General features: G+C 68.3%; 11 protein-coding genes. 9 read left to right on the top strand and 2 right to left on the bottom strand.

Features of this window, described 5'->3' with window-relative positions:
* Positions 1-2 precede the first annotated feature (2 nt).
* The 7 genes from mftE (at position 3) to D5S19_RS11080 (ending at position 7,499) form a co-directional block, all read left to right on the top strand.
* Entirely contained in the window at positions 3-683 is a 681-nt protein-coding gene (gene mftE, locus D5S19_RS11110; protein ID WP_120023334.1) for a mycofactocin biosynthesis peptidyl-dipeptidase MftE, read from the top strand.
* Complete coding sequence (locus D5S19_RS11105) at positions 680-1,474, top strand: mycofactocin-coupled SDR family oxidoreductase (RefSeq protein WP_120023333.1); 795 nt, start codon at positions 680-682, stop codon at positions 1,472-1,474. The genes mftE and D5S19_RS11105 overlap by 4 nt, the downstream gene beginning before the upstream one ends.
* Positions 1,471-2,889, top strand: coding sequence for a mycofactocin biosynthesis glycosyltransferase MftF (gene mftF, locus D5S19_RS11100; protein WP_120023275.1), 1,419 nt, complete (start codon positions 1,471-1,473; stop codon positions 2,887-2,889). The genes D5S19_RS11105 and mftF overlap by 4 nt, the downstream gene beginning before the upstream one ends.
* Positions 2,886-4,073 (top strand): pre-mycofactocin synthase MftD, encoded by a 1,188-nt coding sequence (mftD, locus tag D5S19_RS11095; protein WP_120023274.1) that lies wholly within the window; start codon positions 2,886-2,888, stop codon positions 4,071-4,073. Before mftF ends, mftD begins: the two co-directional genes overlap by 4 nt.
* Before the next feature lie 458 nt (positions 4,074-4,531).
* Complete coding sequence (locus tag D5S19_RS11090) at positions 4,532-5,653, top strand: NDMA-dependent alcohol dehydrogenase (protein ID WP_120023273.1); 1,122 nt, start codon at positions 4,532-4,534, stop codon at positions 5,651-5,653.
* Positions 5,650-6,573: an AAA family ATPase gene (locus D5S19_RS11085; RefSeq protein ID WP_120023272.1), complete on the top strand. Its 924-nt coding sequence runs from the start codon at positions 5,650-5,652 to the stop codon at positions 6,571-6,573. The genes D5S19_RS11090 and D5S19_RS11085 overlap by 4 nt, the downstream gene beginning before the upstream one ends.
* Positions 6,574-6,683: 110 nt before the next feature.
* Positions 6,684-7,499: a vWA domain-containing protein gene (locus D5S19_RS11080; RefSeq protein WP_233573827.1), complete on the top strand. Its 816-nt coding sequence runs from the start codon at positions 6,684-6,686 to the stop codon at positions 7,497-7,499.
* 147 nt (positions 7,500-7,646) lie between these two features.
* Here the strand turns inward: D5S19_RS11080 and D5S19_RS11075 are convergent, their stop codons facing one another.
* Positions 7,647-9,254 (bottom strand): DUF2079 domain-containing protein, encoded by a 1,608-nt coding sequence (locus D5S19_RS11075; protein ID WP_233573826.1) that lies wholly within the window; start codon positions 9,252-9,254, stop codon positions 7,647-7,649.
* Positions 9,255-9,572: 318 nt separating this feature from the next.
* On the opposite strand from D5S19_RS11075, the gene D5S19_RS11070 reads away from it, so the two are divergent.
* Together D5S19_RS11070 and D5S19_RS31640 are read left to right on the top strand one after the other, a co-directional pair.
* Complete coding sequence (locus D5S19_RS11070; protein WP_233573825.1) at positions 9,573-15,872, top strand: PA14 domain-containing protein; 6,300 nt, start codon at positions 9,573-9,575, stop codon at positions 15,870-15,872.
* 4 nt (positions 15,873-15,876) lie between these two features.
* Positions 15,877-16,209 (top strand): hypothetical protein, encoded by a 333-nt coding sequence (locus D5S19_RS31640; protein WP_147397368.1) that lies wholly within the window; start codon positions 15,877-15,879, stop codon positions 16,207-16,209.
* A gap of 355 nt (positions 16,210-16,564) precedes the next feature.
* Here the strand turns inward: D5S19_RS31640 and D5S19_RS11060 are convergent, their stop codons facing one another.
* Positions 16,565-17,827 carry an ISL3 family transposase gene (locus D5S19_RS11060; protein ID WP_120023269.1) on the bottom strand — a complete coding sequence of 421 codons (1,263 nt, stop codon included), beginning with the start codon at positions 17,825-17,827 and terminating at the stop codon, positions 16,565-16,567.
* Between the last annotated feature and the right edge of the window lie 250 nt (positions 17,828-18,077).

Genomic DNA, 18,077 nt, shown 5'->3' with positions numbered 1-18,077 from the left:
GTGTGCGGCTGGCGGATGCGACGTGGCCGTCCGTCGCCCAGCGTGCGGCGGACGGGGCGATCCTGGCCGTGCCGATCGGGGCGACCGAACAGCACGGCCCGCATCTGCCGCTGAGCACGGACACCGATCTGGCCGTCGCGTTGTGTGAACGGCTGGCCGCAATCCGGTCGGACGTGCTGGTGGCGCCGCCGGTGCCGTACGGCTCCAGCGGTGAGCATGCCGGGTTCGCCGGGACACTGTCGATCGGCCAGGCCGCGACGGAGCTGCTGGTGCTGGAACTCGGCCGTTCGGCGGGCGAGACGTTCCGGCACCTGCTGTTCGTTTCCGCGCACGGAGGCAACACCGGGCCGCTCGCGCGGGCGGTCGCGCGGCTGCGTGCGGAGTCTCGGGACGTCGAGGTGTATCAGCCGCGCTGGCAAGGGGATCCGCACGCCGGGCGGCCGGAAACCGCGATGCAGCTGGCGTTGCGGCCAGGTGTGGTCGAAATGGACTGTGCCGAGCCGGGGGATCGGCGGCCGCTCGGCGAGGTGCTGCCGTTGCTGCGCGAGGGAGGAGTGCGTGCGGTGAGCGACAACGGCGTGCTCGGCGATCCGACCGGGGCGAACGCGGCGGAGGGTGAGGAGCTGCTGACCGTGCTCACCGTGGCCTTGGTGTCCCAAGTGGACGGTTGGTGTCCGCGATGACCGCGCGGGTCGCGCTCATCACCGGTGCGGCGCGGGGGATCGGGGCCGCGACGGTGCTGCGGCTGGCCCGGCAGGGGTACGCCGTGCTCGCGGTGGATCGTGCCTCGGACGATCCGGCGCTGCCGTATCCGATGGGTGGCGCGGACGAGCTGGCCGCCGTGGTGCGTGCCGCGCGGGAACATTCGCCGGAGATCGGGGAATTCGTCGCGGACGTCCGGGACCCGGCGGCGGTCGCGGACGCGGTGGCCGAGGCGGAAAACCGGTGGGGCGGGCTGGATGTGGCGGTCGCCGCGGCCGGGGTGATCGCCGGTGGGGTGCCGTTGTGGGAGGTGCCGCCGGATCAGGAACGGGCGGTGCTGGAAGTGAATCTCAACGGCGTGCTGAACCTCGCCCGTGCCGCGGTGCCCGCTTTGCTGCGCAGGTCGCGTCCGAGATCGGGGCGGTTCCTCGCGATCGCTTCCGCGGCGGCCACCCGCGGGTTGCCGATGCTGGCCGCGTACTGCGCGGCGAAAGCGGGCGTCGCCGGGCTGATCCACGCACTCGGGGTGGAGCTGGGCGATTCCGGGGTGACTGCGAACGCGGTGAGCCCCGGTTCCACCGATACCCCGATTCTCGAGGAGAGCGCCCGGCTGTACGACTTGTCGGACGCAGCCGCGTTCGCCGCGCAACAGCCGATGCGGCGGGTGCTCGATCCAGACGAGGTCGCCGCGGTGCTGGAGTTCCTGGCGGGGCCGGGCAGCAGCGCGATGACCGGTGCCGTGGTGCCGGTCGACGGGGGGCTGGCGCTGTGAAACCACCACTGCCCCAGGGCTTTCGCATCCAGCTGGACCGCGAAACGCGGCAGCTGACCGAGATGCTCTGGTACGGCGGAGCCCCGGCCCGCGTTCTGCGGCTGACCGAAGCCGGTCGGCGGGCCTGGCAGGAACTCGCAGACGGCCCGGTGGCATCGCCCGCCGCGGGGGTGCTCGCCCGTCAGCTCACGGACGCCGGGCTCGCACACCCGGTCCCGCCGGAGCCTGGGGAGCCGGACGTCACCGTGGTGATTCCGGTGCACGACCGGGCCGTGCTCCTGGAACGTTGCCTCGCCGCGCTCGACGGACGGCACCCGGTGCTCGTCGTCGACGACGCCTCCGCCGACGCCGCGGAAGTGGCGGCCGTCGCGGCGAAGTACGGTGCGAAACTGGTGCGGCGTGACGTCAACGGTGGTCCCGGAGCCGCCCGAAACTCCGCGCTGGAGCACGTCGGCACCGAGCTGGTCGCTTTCCTGGACAGCGATTGCGTGCCCACCGAAGACTGGACCGGACGGCTTGCCGCCCACTTCGCCGACCCGATGGTCGCCGCCGTCGCGCCGCGCGTGCGTGCGCTCGCCGAAGGCACCTGGGCGGGCCGCTACACCCGGGCGGCAAGCAGCCTCGACCTCGGCGACCGTCCCGCCCGTGTGCTGCCTGGTGGCCGCACCTCCTACGTGCCGACCGCCGCGCTCGTTGCCCGCGTCTGCGCGCTGCGGTCCGTCGGGGCCTTCGACGAGCGGTTGCGGGTCGGGGAGGACGTCGACCTCGTCTGGCGTCTCCACGCTGCGGGGCATCGGATCCGGTACGCGCCGGACATCCACGTCGACCACCACGAACCGGCCACCTGGCGGGCGCTGCTCGGTCGTCGCGCCCGTTACGGCACGTCGGCCGCGCCGTTGTCCGTGCGTCACCCGAAATCGTTGGCGCCACTGGGATTGCACCCGTGGCCCACGCTCACCGTCGCGGCCTTGCTCGCCCGTCGTCCGCTGCTCGCCGCGTTGGCGTTCGGCGGGGCGGCGAGCAGCACGGCCCGGCTGCTCAAGGCGCACGACGTCCCCACCCGGGACGTGGCGCGCACGACGGCGACCGCCGTCGAACAGACCTGGCTCGGTTGCGGCCGGTACGGCACGCAGTACGCCGCGCCGTTGCTGGCCGCGTTGATGATCCCGGGCGGACGGCGGAAGTGGGGCCGTCGCGCGGCGCTCGCCTCGCTGCTGCTCGGCCCGCCGCTGACCGCGTGGGTCAAGACCCGGCCCGCGCTCGATCCGATCCGCTACACCGCCGCCGCGGTCGCGGACGACCTCGCCTACGGCGCCGGTGTCTGGTCCGGCTGCCTGACCCACCGCACCGCGACGCCGCTGCGCCCGGCGCTCGTCCGGCGTTCGCCGCGGTTCGATCCGAAGGGAAAACGATGAGCAACACCTGGTTCGAGTCCATCGCGGAGGCACAGCGCCGCGCGAAGAAACGTCTTCCCCGCTCGGTGTACTCCGCGCTGATCGCCGGCTCGGAGAAAGGCTTGACGCTCAACGACAATCTGGCCGCGTTCGACGAACTGCGCTACGCCCCTCGCACCGCGGGGCACGCGGCCGAACGCGCGCTGGGCACGCATGTGCTCGGCCGCGACATCGCGCTTCCGGTGCTGATCTCGCCGACCGGCGTCCAGGCCGTGCACCCCGATGGCGAGGTGGCGGTGGCGCGCGCCGCGGCTGCGCGGGGTACCTCGATGGGCCTGTCCTCCTTTGGCAGCAAGCCGATCGAGGAGGTCGTCGCGGCGAATCCGAACACCTACTTCCAGGTCTACTGGACCGGCAGCCGCGAGGACATCCTGCGGCGCCTGGAACGTGCCCGCACGGCCGGGGCCGTCGGGATCATCCTCACCCTCGACTGGTCGTTTTCCCACAGCCGGGACTGGGGCAGCCCGCACATCCCCGAACGGCTCAGTTTCCGCGAGCTGCTGCGGTTCGCCCCGGAGGGCGCGACGCACCCGCGGTGGCTGCTGGATTACGTCAAGACGCGCAGGCTGCCGGACCTGAGCGTGCCGAACATGGCGCAGCCGGGCGAGCCCGCGCCGACGTTCTTCGGCGCCTACGGGCAGTGGATGCAGACCCCGCCGCCCTCGTGGGAGGACGTGCGGTGGCTGCGCGCGCAGTGGGACGGGCCGTTCCTGCTCAAGGGCGTGATCCGGGTCGACGAGGCCCGCCGGGCGGTCGACGCCGGGGTCAGCGCGATCTCGGTGTCCAACCACGGCGGCAACAACCTGGACGGCACCCCGGCGACCATCCGCGCGCTGCCCGCGATCGCCGATGCCGTCGGCGACCAGGTGGAGGTCCTGCTCGACGGCGGGATCCGGCGCGGCAGCGACGTGGTGAAGGCCCTCGCACTCGGCGCCCGCGCGGTGCTGATCGGCCGCGCCTACCTGTGGGGCCTTGCCGCTGGTGGCCAGGCCGGCGTGGAGAACGTGCTCGACGTCCTGCGCAACGGCATCGACTCCACGCTGCTGGCGCTGGGCAAGCGCAGTGTGCACGAGCTGAGCCGGAACGATCTTGTTGTCCCCCAGGGGTTCGGCGTCGAGCTGGGGGATCAGGCGGTGGCTTCCTGAGCCCCCGCGCGGGGCTGGCCCAGCCGTGGCGGCGGAGGTAGGGTCGATTGTTCGGACGTCGGCGTCCGAAGGCGGGAGGAGCTGTGTCACTCGTGCGGCCGCCGGATCGGGACCCGCTGATGCGCACGCAGATCGCGGACTCGTGGCATCGGTCCCGGCTCTTCGGGGTGCCCCTCGATCTCGATCCCGGGGTGATCTCGGTGTCCGACGTGGATCCCCGCAGCCGTCTGATCGTGGCCGCACGGCCGGTGCTCGCCCGTCTCACCGAGCAGCTGGCGGGCACCCGGCTGTCGGTGCTGCCGGCCGACCTGCCGTTCGGCGGTTTACAAACAGTCAGGCCGGGGCCGCGAACTCGGAGCCGGGGTGCTCGACCTGTACACCCCAGACGAAGGCCGTCAACATCGCATTGTGAGGTAAACCCACGCCAAAATGCCTTATCCGACAAAGGAGTTCACCAGATGAAGACCAAAGCAGCGGTCGTCTACGAGGTCGGCAAGCCCATCGAGATCGTCGAGCTGGAACTCGACGGCCCGCAGCAGGGGGAGGTGCTGATCCGCTACACGCACGCCGGGCTGTGCCACTCCGATGTGCACATCGCGTACGGCGATCTCGAAGCCCGGCTGCCGATGGTGCTCGGGCACGAGGGCGCGGGCATCGTCGAGGACGTCGGTCCCGGCGTCACCCGGGTCAAGCCGGGGGACCACGTGGTGTGCTCGTTCATCCCGAACTGCGGCACCTGCCGGTGGTGCTCCACCGGGCAGCAGGCCATTTGCGACATGGGCGCCACGATCCTGGAGGGTTACCTGCCCGGCCCGCGATTCCCGTTCAGCGGCCCCGGCGCGGTTCGGGAGTACGGGGCGATGTGCATGCTCGGCACATTCAGCCGGTACTCGGTGATCCACCAGAACTCCGCCGTCAAGGTGGACGACGACCTGCCGCTGGACAAGGCGGTGCTGGTCGGCTGCGGGGTGCCCACCGGATGGGGTTCGGCGGTCAACGCCGCGGACGTGCAGCCCGGCGAGACCGTGATCGTGTCCGGTGTCGGCGGGATCGGCATCAACGCCGTACAGGGCGCGCGTTACGCCGGCGCGAAGAACGTGATCGCGCTGGACCCGCTGGAGAACAAGCGGGAGAAGGCGATGGAGCTGGGCGCCACGCACGCCGTGGCCACCCCGGAGGAGGCGATGGAGCTGGCGCAGTCGTTCACCAACGGCAACGGCGCGGACAAGACCATCGTCACCGCGGGCCTGGTCACCGAGGAGATCGTGACCGGCGCGTTCAACGCGACCGGCAAGGCCGGCACGGTCGTGCTGACCGGGCTCAACAAGCTCTCGGTGAACAACGTGACGCTGCCCGGGTCGATCCTCACCCTGTTCAAGAAGACGGTGAAGGGTTCGCTGTTCGGCGACTGCAACCCGACCGTGGACATCCCGAAGATCCTTGGGCTGTACCGCAACGGTGACCTGAAGCTGGACGAGATCATCACCCGCACCTACACCCTGGAGGAAGTCAACCAGGGTTACGACGATCTGCTCGAGGGCCGCAACGTGCGCGGGGTCCTCGTGCACGACGCGGCGTGAGCGGACTGCACGCGGTGGCGGGGCCGGTCGCGGTGCCCGGCCCCGCGTCCTTCGCGGGCGCGGTCGTCGGGCGGGGGCGGGAGATCGAGCTGCTGCTCGCCGGGCTCGACGCGGGTGCGCACGTCGTGCTCGAAGGGCCGCCGGGCACCGGGAAGACCACGCTGCTGCGGGCCATCGCGTCGGCGGGCGACGCCGAGTTCGTGTTCGTGGAAGGCAATGCCGAGCTGACCCCCGCGCGGCTGATCGGCCATTTCGACCCGTCGCAGGTGCTCGCGAAGGGGTATTCCGCGGAGACCTTTGTGGACGGTCCGCTGGCCGAAGCGCTGCGCTCGGGCGGATTGCTCTACGTGGAGGAGGTGAACCGGGTCCCGGAGGAGACGCTCAACGTGCTGATCACCGTGATGTCGGAGGGTGAGCTGCACGTGCCCCGGCTCGGCCGGGTGCCCGCCGCGCCGGGGTTCCGGCTGGTCGCCGCGATGAACCCGTTCGACGCGATCGGCACCGCGCGGATCTCGGCGGCGGTCTACGACCGGGTCTGCCGGATCGTCATGGGGTACCAGAGCGCCGGCGAGGAGGACGAGATCGTCGCGCGGCGCGGGGCGGAGGTGCCCGCGGCGTGGCGTGCGCAGGTCGTGGACCTGGTGCGCCGCACGCGTGCACACGACGATCTGCGCGTCGGCTCCTCGGTGCGCGGCGCGATCGACCTCGTGCGGGTCGCGGTGTCGCTGGCCAGGATCCGCGGTGCGTCGCCGACCGGATGGCAGACCGGCTTCGACGCCGCGCTGGTCGCGTTGTCCGGCCGGATCACCGTGCGGGAGGGCTGCGGGCGCACTCCCGAATCGGTGCTCGAAGAGCTGTACACCGCCGTTTTCGGCGCCAAACCCGAGTCGTCCGGTGGTGACGCGCCGGGGGAAGCCTGAGCCCGCCTCGGGCGGGCTCCGCAGCACGTCGCCGTCCAAGCCCAGGCCGTCGCAGCACTTCGCGGTCCGAACTGGCCAAGCAGCCACGGTTCGGCGAAGTCTCCCCCGAGGTGGGCGCGCTGGACGAAACCGCTTTCGACACCGTCCTCCGCGAAGATCCCGACCAGGCAGTGTCCTTACTGGTCGAAATGTCCTTGGCGACCGACGAAAAGCTCCGCGCCGCCGCACGTCGTCTGGCGACCCGCCTGGTGCTCGACCTCGCCCGCCGCGGCGCTGTCCGCAGCCGCGGCGTCGGCCGGTTGCGCCGAGTCAACGCCGAACAGGGCGGCGAACTCGACCTGGACGCTTCGTTGCCCGCGCTACTCGACGCCACTGTGGACAGACGTCCGCCGCGTATCGACGAGCTGATCGCCCGGCAGTGGGGACGCCCGGAAGTCGCGCTGTGCCTGCTGATCGACACCAGCGGCTCGATGACCGGCCGTCGCCTTGCCTCGGCCGCACTCACCGCCGCCGCCTGCGCTTGGCGGTCACCCGGCGAGCACGCGGTGGTCTCGTTCGCCCGCAAGGCCGAGGTCATCCGTCCACTGTGGTCTGTACGCAGCCGCGCGGACGTCGTCGATTCGGTCCTCGGCTTGCGTGGACACGGCGTCACCGCCCTCGCCACCGCCCTACGAGAGGCTTCCCGCCAGTTGGCCACCTCCCGCGCAGCGCGGCGGGTGGTCGTACTCCTCTCGGACTGCCGCGCCACCGACGACGAGGATCCCTTGCCAGCTGCGCGTTCTTGCGCGGAGCTGGTGATCCTGGCCCCGGCCGACGACTGCGCGGAGGCGGCTGGTTTCGCGCGGCGGACCGGTGCGCGGTGGCGTCCGTTGCCGGGGCCAGCGGCGGCGCCTGCGGCGTTGGCGGAGTTGCTTGACCGGTCGTGAGCGGGTGTCTGGCATCCTGGAGCCTCTTCGCCGTTTACCCAGCGACAGCCGGAAGGTCTTTTGCGACGGAAGTATCGAGGGATTCTCGATCGAGACCGCAGTAGCGCACCTGGTCTTCGCGTGTTCCGAAGCTGCGTGGTGAACTGGCTACCCGCCACTGGTGATCCGGTAGAGGTGGTGGTCCTTCTCGGCGTAGACCGTGAGGGGCTCGTTACCGGGGCGGGCGGTGGCATGCCAGGTCGTTCCGTCCGGGAGGCCGGGCGCGGTGGACGGGAGCCCGGTGATGCCGCCGCCGGTGATGGTCCCCGTGGCGTCGGCCAGCAGAATGCAGTCGGGGCTGGTGGCGTTGATGGTGGCCCAGCCGGTGATGAGGGCATCGCCGGTGACGCGGCCGGTGGTGACGGTGCCGTGGGTATCACCGGTGGCGTCGGGGCCGGGGAGGTCGGTGGCGTCGGCAGTCCGGAGGGAGTCGCCGAGTTCGTGGCCGTGGCAGCCGAGGGTGAATTCGGGGTCGAAGGGGTAGGCGCCGAGCGCACGGGCGGCTGGGATGACGTCGCGCTGGATGTGGAGTTGGTTGAGGACAGCAGGAGCGTCGACGCGCAAGGCGATCGCGGTGAGGGCGAGTGGGGCATAGCCGCGGCGGGCGTTGTCGGCCTTGGTGGCGCCGATGGCGTGGGTGGCCAGCGAGACGGCGACGACGGTGACGACCAGTGCCCGCAATGGCCATTGTGGACGGTAGAGGGTGATGAGGACGAGCAGGGCACTGGTGGCGAGCGCGGCGATGACGACGTATCGGCTGATGAGCCCGACGTTGCCGCCGGGGACCTGACTGCTGGTACGGCCGAGTCCGATGAGGACGGCGAGAGCCAGGCTGTAGCAACCGAGCCCGATCCATCCGGAGGCTTGCGGTTGCGCGTGCAGAGTGGTGGACAGCAAAGCCAGCAGCGCCAGGGTGATCGCTCCGGCGATGATCGCGGCGACGGCGAGGTCGCCGGACCACAGGCCACCGAGCGCGGCGAGGATGACGGACAGCCGTCCGTCGGGGTCGAACGCCGAGGTGGCCAGGGACTGCTGTCCGACCGGTTTGGTGAGCAGCCATCCGGCGATGACGACGGCACCGGCAGCAGCGAAACCGAGCGTCGCGGTGCGCTGGCCACGCAGCCGGAAAACGATTGCGACGACGAAAAGAACCGGTAGTCCGGCGCCGAAGCTGAGGCACGCCAACGCGGATGCGATCGCGGCTGTCCACACGCGACCCTGGTGTGCCCGGGATACCGCCAGCGAACTGAAGAACACCGCCGGGATCCAGCTGATCCCGTTGGTTCCCTGCAGCCAGATCTCGGCGGCGTGGGAGGTGAACAGCAGCCAGGAGAACCCGACGGTGAGTGCGAGTTTACCTTGCACTGGAAGGGACTTCGGCAGCATCGAGTGCAGGCAGGCGACGATACCGCCGACGAGGGCGACAGAGAGGACGGTCAGCATCCGGTTGTCGCCGCCGAACCAGGCCGCGTCGGCGTAGAACAGCAGCGACGGGAGGACGAACGGCTGATCCAGGTGGTAAGCGAACACCTGCCCGAACAGCAGGTTCCCTCCGTCGTCGGTGATTCTCGCCAGGACGTGCCAGTAGTCGAGCAGCACGTGGATCCGCGGCGCCCGCCACGCCGCCAGCAGCGCCAGCAGAGCCGGGATCGCTCCGGCCACCGCGAGGACCGCGGTGGTGCCGTGTCTGCCGGATCGGGCAGCGGTGGCGGGCACTGTCGCGAGCAAAGGGATCTCCCTGGCCGAGTCCGGGCGCCGTCCGCCCGGGGATGTCCCGGACGAGCTCGCCAGGGCTTCGAATCGGATTTTCTACCGTCCTTTTGTGCACTCGGCAAGCGTGATCTTCGCCTCACGCAAACGCTGTAACGCTGCTGTGTGGTTTCACCGATGCGATCTTCGCAAGCTCGGAAAGACGAGGCTTTCCGGGCGGACCGGTCGGTGCTCTTGTGGTGCCACGGCTGGGTTCGCGGAGCGCCACCGTGCTCCGTGTTCGGGTGGCGCGGGCGTGGGCCCGTGCCAGGGGAGGGACTGGCTGTGCGTCGGTTGTCGTGTGCTGTCCAGGCGAGCGGAGCGCTCCGGGCCGTGCTGGTGCTGGTGATCGCGGTACTGCTGGCCGGGGGAATGGAGGCGGTCGCGCCCCCGGCGCGGGCAGCCGAGCCGGAACGGGTTGCGCCCCATGATCTTCCGTTGTTGCCGTCGGTTCCGCTACGAGTTCCGCAATTGTCGAAGCCCTCGACGGCGGATTTCTCCGGGCAGTCGCGTTTGGATGGTGGGGCGGGGACGCATTTCGATCCGCGGCGCTCGAAGCCGGTGTCGTGGTCGATGTTCGCGACCGAGTATGAGAACCCGGACGGTACGCGGTCGGTGCGGCAGTCCAGTCAGCCGCTGAACGTGCAGGACGCCAAGGGTGTGTGGCAGCCGGTCGATACGACGTTGAAGGCCGACCCGGCGACCAAACGGTCCGACGCGGACCAGCATCCGTTGAGCCCGTCACTGGCGTCGAAGGCGGATGATCCCGCGGTGTTGCAGGTGGAGTCGGCTGGGCACACGGCGAGTCTCGCGCTGGATCAGGCCGCTCCCGCGCAGGGTGTGGTGAAGGGCGGCTCGGTGACCTATCCCGAGGTCGCTGCGGGCACGGATCTGGAGTACGAGGTCACCCCAGGCGCGGTGAAGGAGACCATCAAGCTCAAGCGCCCGCCCGCCGACGGCCGCTCTTCGTGGCGGTTCAAGCTCGACACCGGCGGATTGACGCCGAGGCTGGAGAAGAACGGCTCGGTCACGCTCGCGGACTCTTCCGGTGCCGCGAAGATCGTGCTGCCGCCGCTGGAGACGTGGGATTCGGCGGGCAAGGGTGAGACGGCTCCGGCGGTGACCGGTGGCACTTACGCGCTTGCGCGGACCGGCGGCGAGTGGTGGCTGACGGTCGCGGTCGACCCGGCCTGGTTGCGCGATCCCGCGCGGGTGTTCCCGGTGTCGGTCGACCCGACGTTCACTTTTGGTGTGACCGAGTCGCACTCCTACCGCTCCGACGGCACCGATTGCGACGCGTGTGGCCTGCGGATCGGTAACAGCCAGGCCAGGGGTGACACTTACAACCGCAGCGTGTTCCGCATGGATTATGCGCCGTTGTTCGGTAAGACCGTCGTCGGCGCGCGGATGGACCTGACCCGCAACACCAGCGTCGTGGGTTCGGTCAAGACCTGGAACGCGAACCTCTACCACGCCTCGGGATTCGACTTCAACGCCGTCGGCGGCTACATGACCAGCGCACTCGTCGGCGACGTCGGCAGTTTCGCCGGCGAGGGCCTCACGAGCTTCATCCGCGACCGCGTCAACGCCCGCGACGGCTCGGTGTTCTTCATGATGCTTGGCGCGGAGAACCCGGGCACCTGGACCTACAAGAACCTCAACGCCACCCTCACCGTCGACTCCGGCAGCCCCGCTCCCGCCACGACGTTGGTCGCCCCGGCGGACAACTCGGTCGTCACCACGCTGACCCCGACTCTGTCGGTCAAGCCGGTCACCGACCCGGACGGTGACGCGGTCAAGTACTGCTTCCGGGTCGCGACGGGTTCGGACGCGAAGTCCGGGGTGGTGGTCGAGTCCGGGTGCCTGCCTGACCCGTTCTGGACTGTGCCGGCGGGGGTGTTGCAGGACGGTGTCGCCTACACGTGGCAGGCGATGACGTTCAGTGGTGCCACCATGATCACCCCGACCTGGGTGGGGCATCTGAAGGTCGACCAGCGCATCGGTGACCATGGTCCGTCCCCGACCGACGACGCGGGCCCGGTGACGGTGAACCTGGCCAACGGCAACGCATCGCTGTCGCAGCAGACCCCGACGTTCACCACCGTGGGCGGCAACGCGGGGCTGAACTTCACGTTCAATTCCCAGCAGCGGGAAACCAAGGGCCTCAAGGCTTCCTACTTCGCCGATCTGTCGCATAACGGCTTGATCAGCGACGCCCAGCAGCCGGTGCTGGTGCGCACCGAACCGCAGGTCAACGTCGACTGGGGCACCGACTCGCCGTTCCCGCCCGCATTGCCCGCGGACTGGTTCGTCACCCGCTGGGAAGGCTTCTTCCAGGCACCGGTGGCGGGGACCTACCAGTTCGCCGGCGTACACGACAACAGCGCGGTCGTGTGGGTCAATGGCGCGAAGGTCTACGACGTCGGTGTCCCCAGCGACGTCAACTGGACCGAATCCACCAACGTCACCCTGACCGCGGGTCAGCGGGTGCCGATCAAGGTCGAGAACGCCGAAGCCACCGGCGCGGCGAAGATGCGGCTGTTCGTCCGTACCACCGACAACACCACCGTCGCGCCGCAGATCGTCCCGGCGGACTGGCTGTTCACCAACGACCTGCCCGCGCTTCCGCAAGGCTGGACGCTCTCGGCCGACCTGGACGGCGACGGCTCCAGCTACACCGAAGCCAAAGTCACCGACCAGAACATTGTGCTCACCGACGCCACCGGCGCCAAGCACACCTGGACCAAGAAGAGCACCGGCGGCTACACCCCGCCCGACAATGAAGACGGCGTCCTTGCGTTGGACACCGGCGGCCGCGTCACCCTCCACGACGGCGGCGACGTGTTCACCTTCCGCGCCGACGGCAAACTCGACACCCAAGCCTCGGCCGTCGATTCACGCAAACCCGCCGCACTGCAGAACATCTACACCGGCACCCCGGCACGGCTGACCCAGATCAAGGACCCGGTGTCCGGTCGTGCGCACACGCTGCACTACAACCGCGCCGGCGATGACTGCTACGGCGGCACCAGCGTGCCGGCCGGGGCGGACGCCGTGGCACCGTCGCAGATGCTCTGCCGAGTGTCCTATTGGGACGGAAGCCAGACGTTCCTCTGGTACGTCCAAGGCCGCATCGCCCGGATCGAAGACCCCGGGGCGGAGAACAACGACTACCTCTACGACGAAGGCGGCCGCGTCACCGCCATCCGCAGCCCGCTCGCCGCGGACTGGGTCGCCGCCGACCCCGCGAGCCGGAACCTGATCGACTACTACACCACCATCGGCTACGCCGACCAGAACGGCAAAACCCAGGCCACCAACGTCACCGAACCCGCCCCCGCACCCGGACAGCCGCGACCGAAGACGACCTACCGCTACGACCCCGCCAACCGCACCACCTACACCGACACTGCGGGCCTGAACCCGGCGGTCGGATTCTCCGGCAAGGTTACCTACGACGACGCCGACCGTACATTGTCCACAACGGACGCGGCAGGCAAGACGTCGCTGCAGGAATGGGGCCCCAATGACCTGCCACTGTCCACAACAGATCCCGCAGGCCGAAAGGCGACGACGGCTTACGACTACGCCGACCGGCCCACCGACTCCTACGGCCCCGCTCCCGCGGCGTGTTTCACCGGCCGGCAACCCAACGGTACCTGCGGGATGTCGCACGGCCACACCGGCTACGACGAGAACATCAACGGCCTGGCCGCGGCGTACTACGACAATCCGACCCTGTCCGGTGTGCCGAAAGTCTGGCGTACCGGGATCGGCCCGGCCGATGGCAGCGTCAAAAGCCCATGGGAGTACAGCAACGATGTCGTCCCCGGACTGAGCGCGGACTCGTTCTCGCTGCGGCTGACCGGCGACCTCGTTTTCCCCGCCGCCGGCGATTACAGGCTGCGCGCGAACGTCGACGACGGCATCCGCATGTGGATCGACGACCAGCTCGTCATGGACTACTGGCAGATCAGCAACCCCGCCTGGCGCGAAGCAACCGTCCACAGCGACGCCGCCGGCCAGGTCAAGAAAATCCGCATCGACTACTACGACAACGGCGGCTACGCCAAACTCGACCTCAACTGGATCGCACCCGGCAAAGCCGAAGAACTCGTACCGGGAACCGCACTGCGTCCCCGCTATGGCCTGAAAACCTCGACAACCGCGTTGGAATCGGACGGCGTCCCGGACAAGGTCGGCACTACCCGGTTCGACGAGAACGGCCTCGACCCCGTCTACGGCCTGGCCACCTCCGGCCAGGGCAATCCCGCCGCGCTGAAGATCAACGGCTCCGTCGCGCATGAGGCTCCTGGAACCGGCTACCTGCGCAAGACCGCCAAAACCATGGCCACCGGCGCGAAGACCGCCTACGCCTACTACGGCGACACCGAGGCTCGCGCCAACCCCTGCGTGCCGGACAGCACTCCGGTACACCAAGGCGGCCTGGCGAAACTCGTCACCTCGACCACCCCGGCGACCGGCCCGGCCCGAGTCGATGAGCAGGTCTACGACGCGACGGGCCGAGTGGTCGCCGAGGCCACCGGTGGTGGCTGGACCTGCACCACTTATGACAGCCGCGATCGGCCCGTCGAGGAGCGGGTCCCGGCGTCGGCCACGTCGCCGGCGCGGGTGGTCACGCACACCTACGCGGTCGGCGGTGATCCGCTTACCAGTTCGGTTGCCGATGACAAGGGCACCATCACCACCACCGTCGATCTGCTCGGCCGCGATGTCGCGTACACCGACGTCAACGGTGTCCGCACCGCGACCAGCTACGATCAGGCCGGACGCGTCGCATCGAGCACTGTCGCTCCGCCCCATGACGCTCCCCGCACACTGACCTCCACCTACGACGACGCCGGCCGCGTCCAGACTCAGAAGCTCGACGGCACCGTGCTCGCCACTGTTGCCTACGACACCGCCGGTGAACTCGCCTCGGTCAGCTATGCCAATGGCACCAGCCTCAGCGCGCTCGGCAAGGACAACGCCGCCCGGCCCCTGTCACTGGACTGGAAGACCAGCGACGACAAGCACGTCGTATCCCAGGTCGCCCGCACCGCGGCAGGCACAATCGTCGACGAGTCGCTCGGCGGCAACGACGCCCGCCCCAACGCCCCCAACTATGCCTACGACGGCGCGGGACGCCTCACCGAGGCCTACGCCACCGGCCACCACTACACCTACGACTACACCGCCACCGCGTCCGCGACCTGCCCCACCGGCACCCGAGCGAATGCCGGCCTCAACACCAACCGGATGCGCCTGCTCGACCAAACCACCTCCGGCACCGCGGAAACCCGCTACTGCTACGACGCCGCCGACCGGCTCCTGGCCACCGAAGGCGCCACCGCACTAACCGGATTCACCTACGACGCCGACGGCAACACCACCAGCTGGAAATCCGCCGACGGCGCCACCACCACCCTCACCTGGGACGGCTCCGACCGCAACACCGGCGCCCGCACCACCGGCCCGAACGCCACGCAGAACGCGGACGTCGCGTACACCCGCGACGCGACCAACCGCATTGTCCGTCGTGATCCTCGTGATTGCGACAACAACACCGTCGTTCGCTATGGCTTCACTGGTGATGGCGACACGCCTGATCTGACGCTGAGTGCGGACAACCGTCTCACGTCCTTGTCGCTCTCGCTTCCCGGCGGCGTGCTCTACACCAGCAAGCTCGGTAACGATGGGACTTTCGCTCCGAGCTTCGATCATCCCTCTGTCCGTGGTGATCTTGTTCTTTCCACTGATGTTGCGGGTCATCAGGTCGGTGATCTGCGATCTTACGATCCGTACGGTCAGCCGCTGGCTCCGTCAGGCTCGGTCGATCCGCAGCACGTGCCGGACAATTCGCCGGGTTCGATGGATTACGGCTGGCTGGGTCAGTTTCAGCGGCCGTTCGAGCATGCTGGTGCGTTGTCACTGGTGCAGATGGGAGCCCGGCCGTACAGCCCGTTGCTGGGGCGGTTCCTGTCGGTCGATCCGGTGGAGGGCGGTTCTGCCAACGATTACGACTACGTGGCCGGGGATCCCATCAATGCAACCGACCTCGACGGGCGGATGTGGGGGTGGCTCAGCGCCGCTGTCAACGCGGTGACGCACGTTGCGGAGGTTGTGTCGGAGTGGGTGCCTGGCCCGATCGGCGCCATCGCGAGCGGCGTTGCGGCAGTCGGCAACGCGGTCCAGGGAAACTGGGGACGCATGGCGATGTACGCCGCAGGTGCAGTCACCGCGGGGATTGCTACGGCCGCAGTAGGTATCTATAAGGCGGCGAAGTTCGTACGCGGAGTAGGGAACGTGCTCAAGGCCGCGAAGCGTACGCGCGGTCAGTTCTACAAGGGTGTCCACGCGACTTTCCGCCAGTCGAAGGTTGCTGGTCGGATTTGGGTAGGTTTCAGAGCCACGAAGACTGTGACGAAACGTGGTAGTGTGCGTTGGGTATCCAGAAGCAAGCATAGGCAGTACCGTTCCCCTGAGTTCAAGGGAAGGCGTGGTTGGCAGTCAAATTTTGAATCCGGACTGGCTGGCACCAAGTATCGCAACAATTATCATGTGAATCATCGGCGAGGTCGGTAGGGAAATGAAATCCGGTACAGAGAGTCTTCCGTTCGACGGTCGGATAGCGGCGGTTTTCTCGGGAGAATTATTTGCGGGTTATCTTGCCGTGACTGTTCCTGAGATTGTTGAGTCGAAGCCTCGTCCAGTGGTTTACGTCGACATGGTATTCGCGAGGATGGATGCGGAGGAGCCTTCAGGATGGCGCTACGAGGACCGATCTGATCCGGGCACGGTCAGCGCTCGCTCTGAACTCGAATCCGGCAGGCTTGAGTGGTATGGTGAGATTTTTGACCTGCGTTGGCTGGATGGTGATCAGGAAGTCGCGGTGCGCGGGCAAGTCTTCGACGAAGTTTGATCCACTGTCGTTGACTTTGAGTGGCGCCCTGTCGCTGGATTTGGAAGCAGGGATGGGTTGGCGATTGACCTCAGGGATTACGCGCGACAGGGGGATACGCTTGTCCAAGCGGATTGGGGCAACGGGGAAGAAGATTCGCGTTCGAGGCAAGGTTGGCGGCATTGTTTCGGCCAAGGGGAAGGACGTTTACCGCCTGGTAAACAAGGCATTGATTAAAGAAAATCTGCAACGAGCTGGCAGGTTTTAGGCAAACCTGTTCAGTCCGATCGGAAGGAAGAGTTCGAGTAATGGTCAATGCTCGTGGAGCTGGAAGCAAAATTCGGATCTACTGCCGTAGGTGTGGGTGAGTTTGGTGTCAGTCCTTTGTGGATCGTGTGGGTAGTGGTGGGCAGAGGCGGCTTCGGGTGAGCATGGCCAGGGTGATGAGTGCTTGTGGTGAGCGGAATCCGTAGGCCCGTCGGGTGAGGACCCTGAGGTGTGTGTTGGTGGATTCGCTGCGGGCGTTGGATAGTCCGTGGTCGAGGGTGTTGCGGATGAGTGACCGGTAGCGTTGGATGGCCTTGGCCAGCTTGACGAATTCGGGTATGCGGCAGCGTGCGGCCCAGGTGAGCCATCCGGCGAGCAGTGCCCGTCCGGTTTTGCCGCGTGCGGCGAATACAGCGCGGAGCTGCTCCTTGAGCAGGTAGGCGCGGTAGAGCCGGTTGTTGGTCTTCGCGATAGCCGCGAGCGTGGTGCGCTGTTCGCCGGTGAGGTCCTCGGGGTTCTTGAGAACGGCCCAGCGGGTTCGGTTGACATCGCTGGCCTGGCCGGTGTTTCCGTTCTCTCGCAGGGTGTTCCATAGTCCGCGGCGTACCTTGCCGACGGCGTTCGTGGCCCACTGGATCACGTGAAACGGGTCGAGGCATAGCACCACGTGAGGCGCCCTGATCTTCACCGGACCGTGGATCCACTCGGCGCCATCGGCCGGCACGTGGGTCAGTTCTTTCGTGCGTTGCTCGCCGAGGGCGTCGAAGAACTTGTCTATCGTGTCGGAGTTACGGCCCTCGGCCGCCTGCACCAGCCGGCCGGTGTCGTGATCGATCACGCAGGTGAGATACCGCTGACCTTTGCGGTAGGCGATTTCGTCGATCCCGATACGGCGCAGCCCCGCCAGCGGATCGGTCTGCCCGGCCCGCTCGGTCACGACTCGCTCCACGATGGCCTGCACCGCCCGCCGGGTGGTGCGCAGGAACTCCGCCACCACCGACGCCGCGGCGCGGGCGGTCCACCACGCAACGGTGTCCTCGAAGGCATAGGTATGGCGGGCTTTCGGGCGTGCCCACGGCACATGCGCGACGATGACCCCGTGCTCGGGACACGACACCCGGGTGACCTCGGCTTCCAGGCGCACCATGGTGGTGCCCCAGTCCAGGCTCCGCCACCGGCGCGCCTGCCCACGCCGGTCATAGCCCACGCACCGCCGTCGGCAACGTGAACACCGGCCACGCTGCCCGGCTCTCGGCCGGACATGCATGATCAGCTCCCACCGGCTGTCCTCCTCGGAGATCTCCTGATGAGTCGACTCGACCACCATGTCCTGGACCCCCAACAGGTCCCGTAATAGTCTCGTAGGGCGCACACCGTCCCGTCCATGATCGTTCCTAACCTTCGCAAGTCAGAAACGTAGACGCGGCACGGCGTGCGCCCTAATCGATCATGAAATCCCACCCACCCGTACGGCAGAAGAGCCCAAAATTTGCTGTATCTGCGTTTGATGAGTGAGCGTTATTCAAAACCCCAGGCTATTGAGAAGAAGAACAGTCCGCGCGTGGCGTCGTAGGCGTCGCGGTAGGTGGAGTAGGGGCGGCGGTAGTCGGTGTGAAGTTTTC

Source organism: Amycolatopsis panacis, assembly GCF_003600245.1.
Taxonomy (GTDB): domain Bacteria; phylum Actinomycetota; class Actinomycetes; order Mycobacteriales; family Pseudonocardiaceae; genus Amycolatopsis; species Amycolatopsis sulphurea.
The sequence above is the reverse complement of the archived record's forward strand: the minus strand, read 5'-3'. Positions and strand labels throughout refer to the sequence as shown.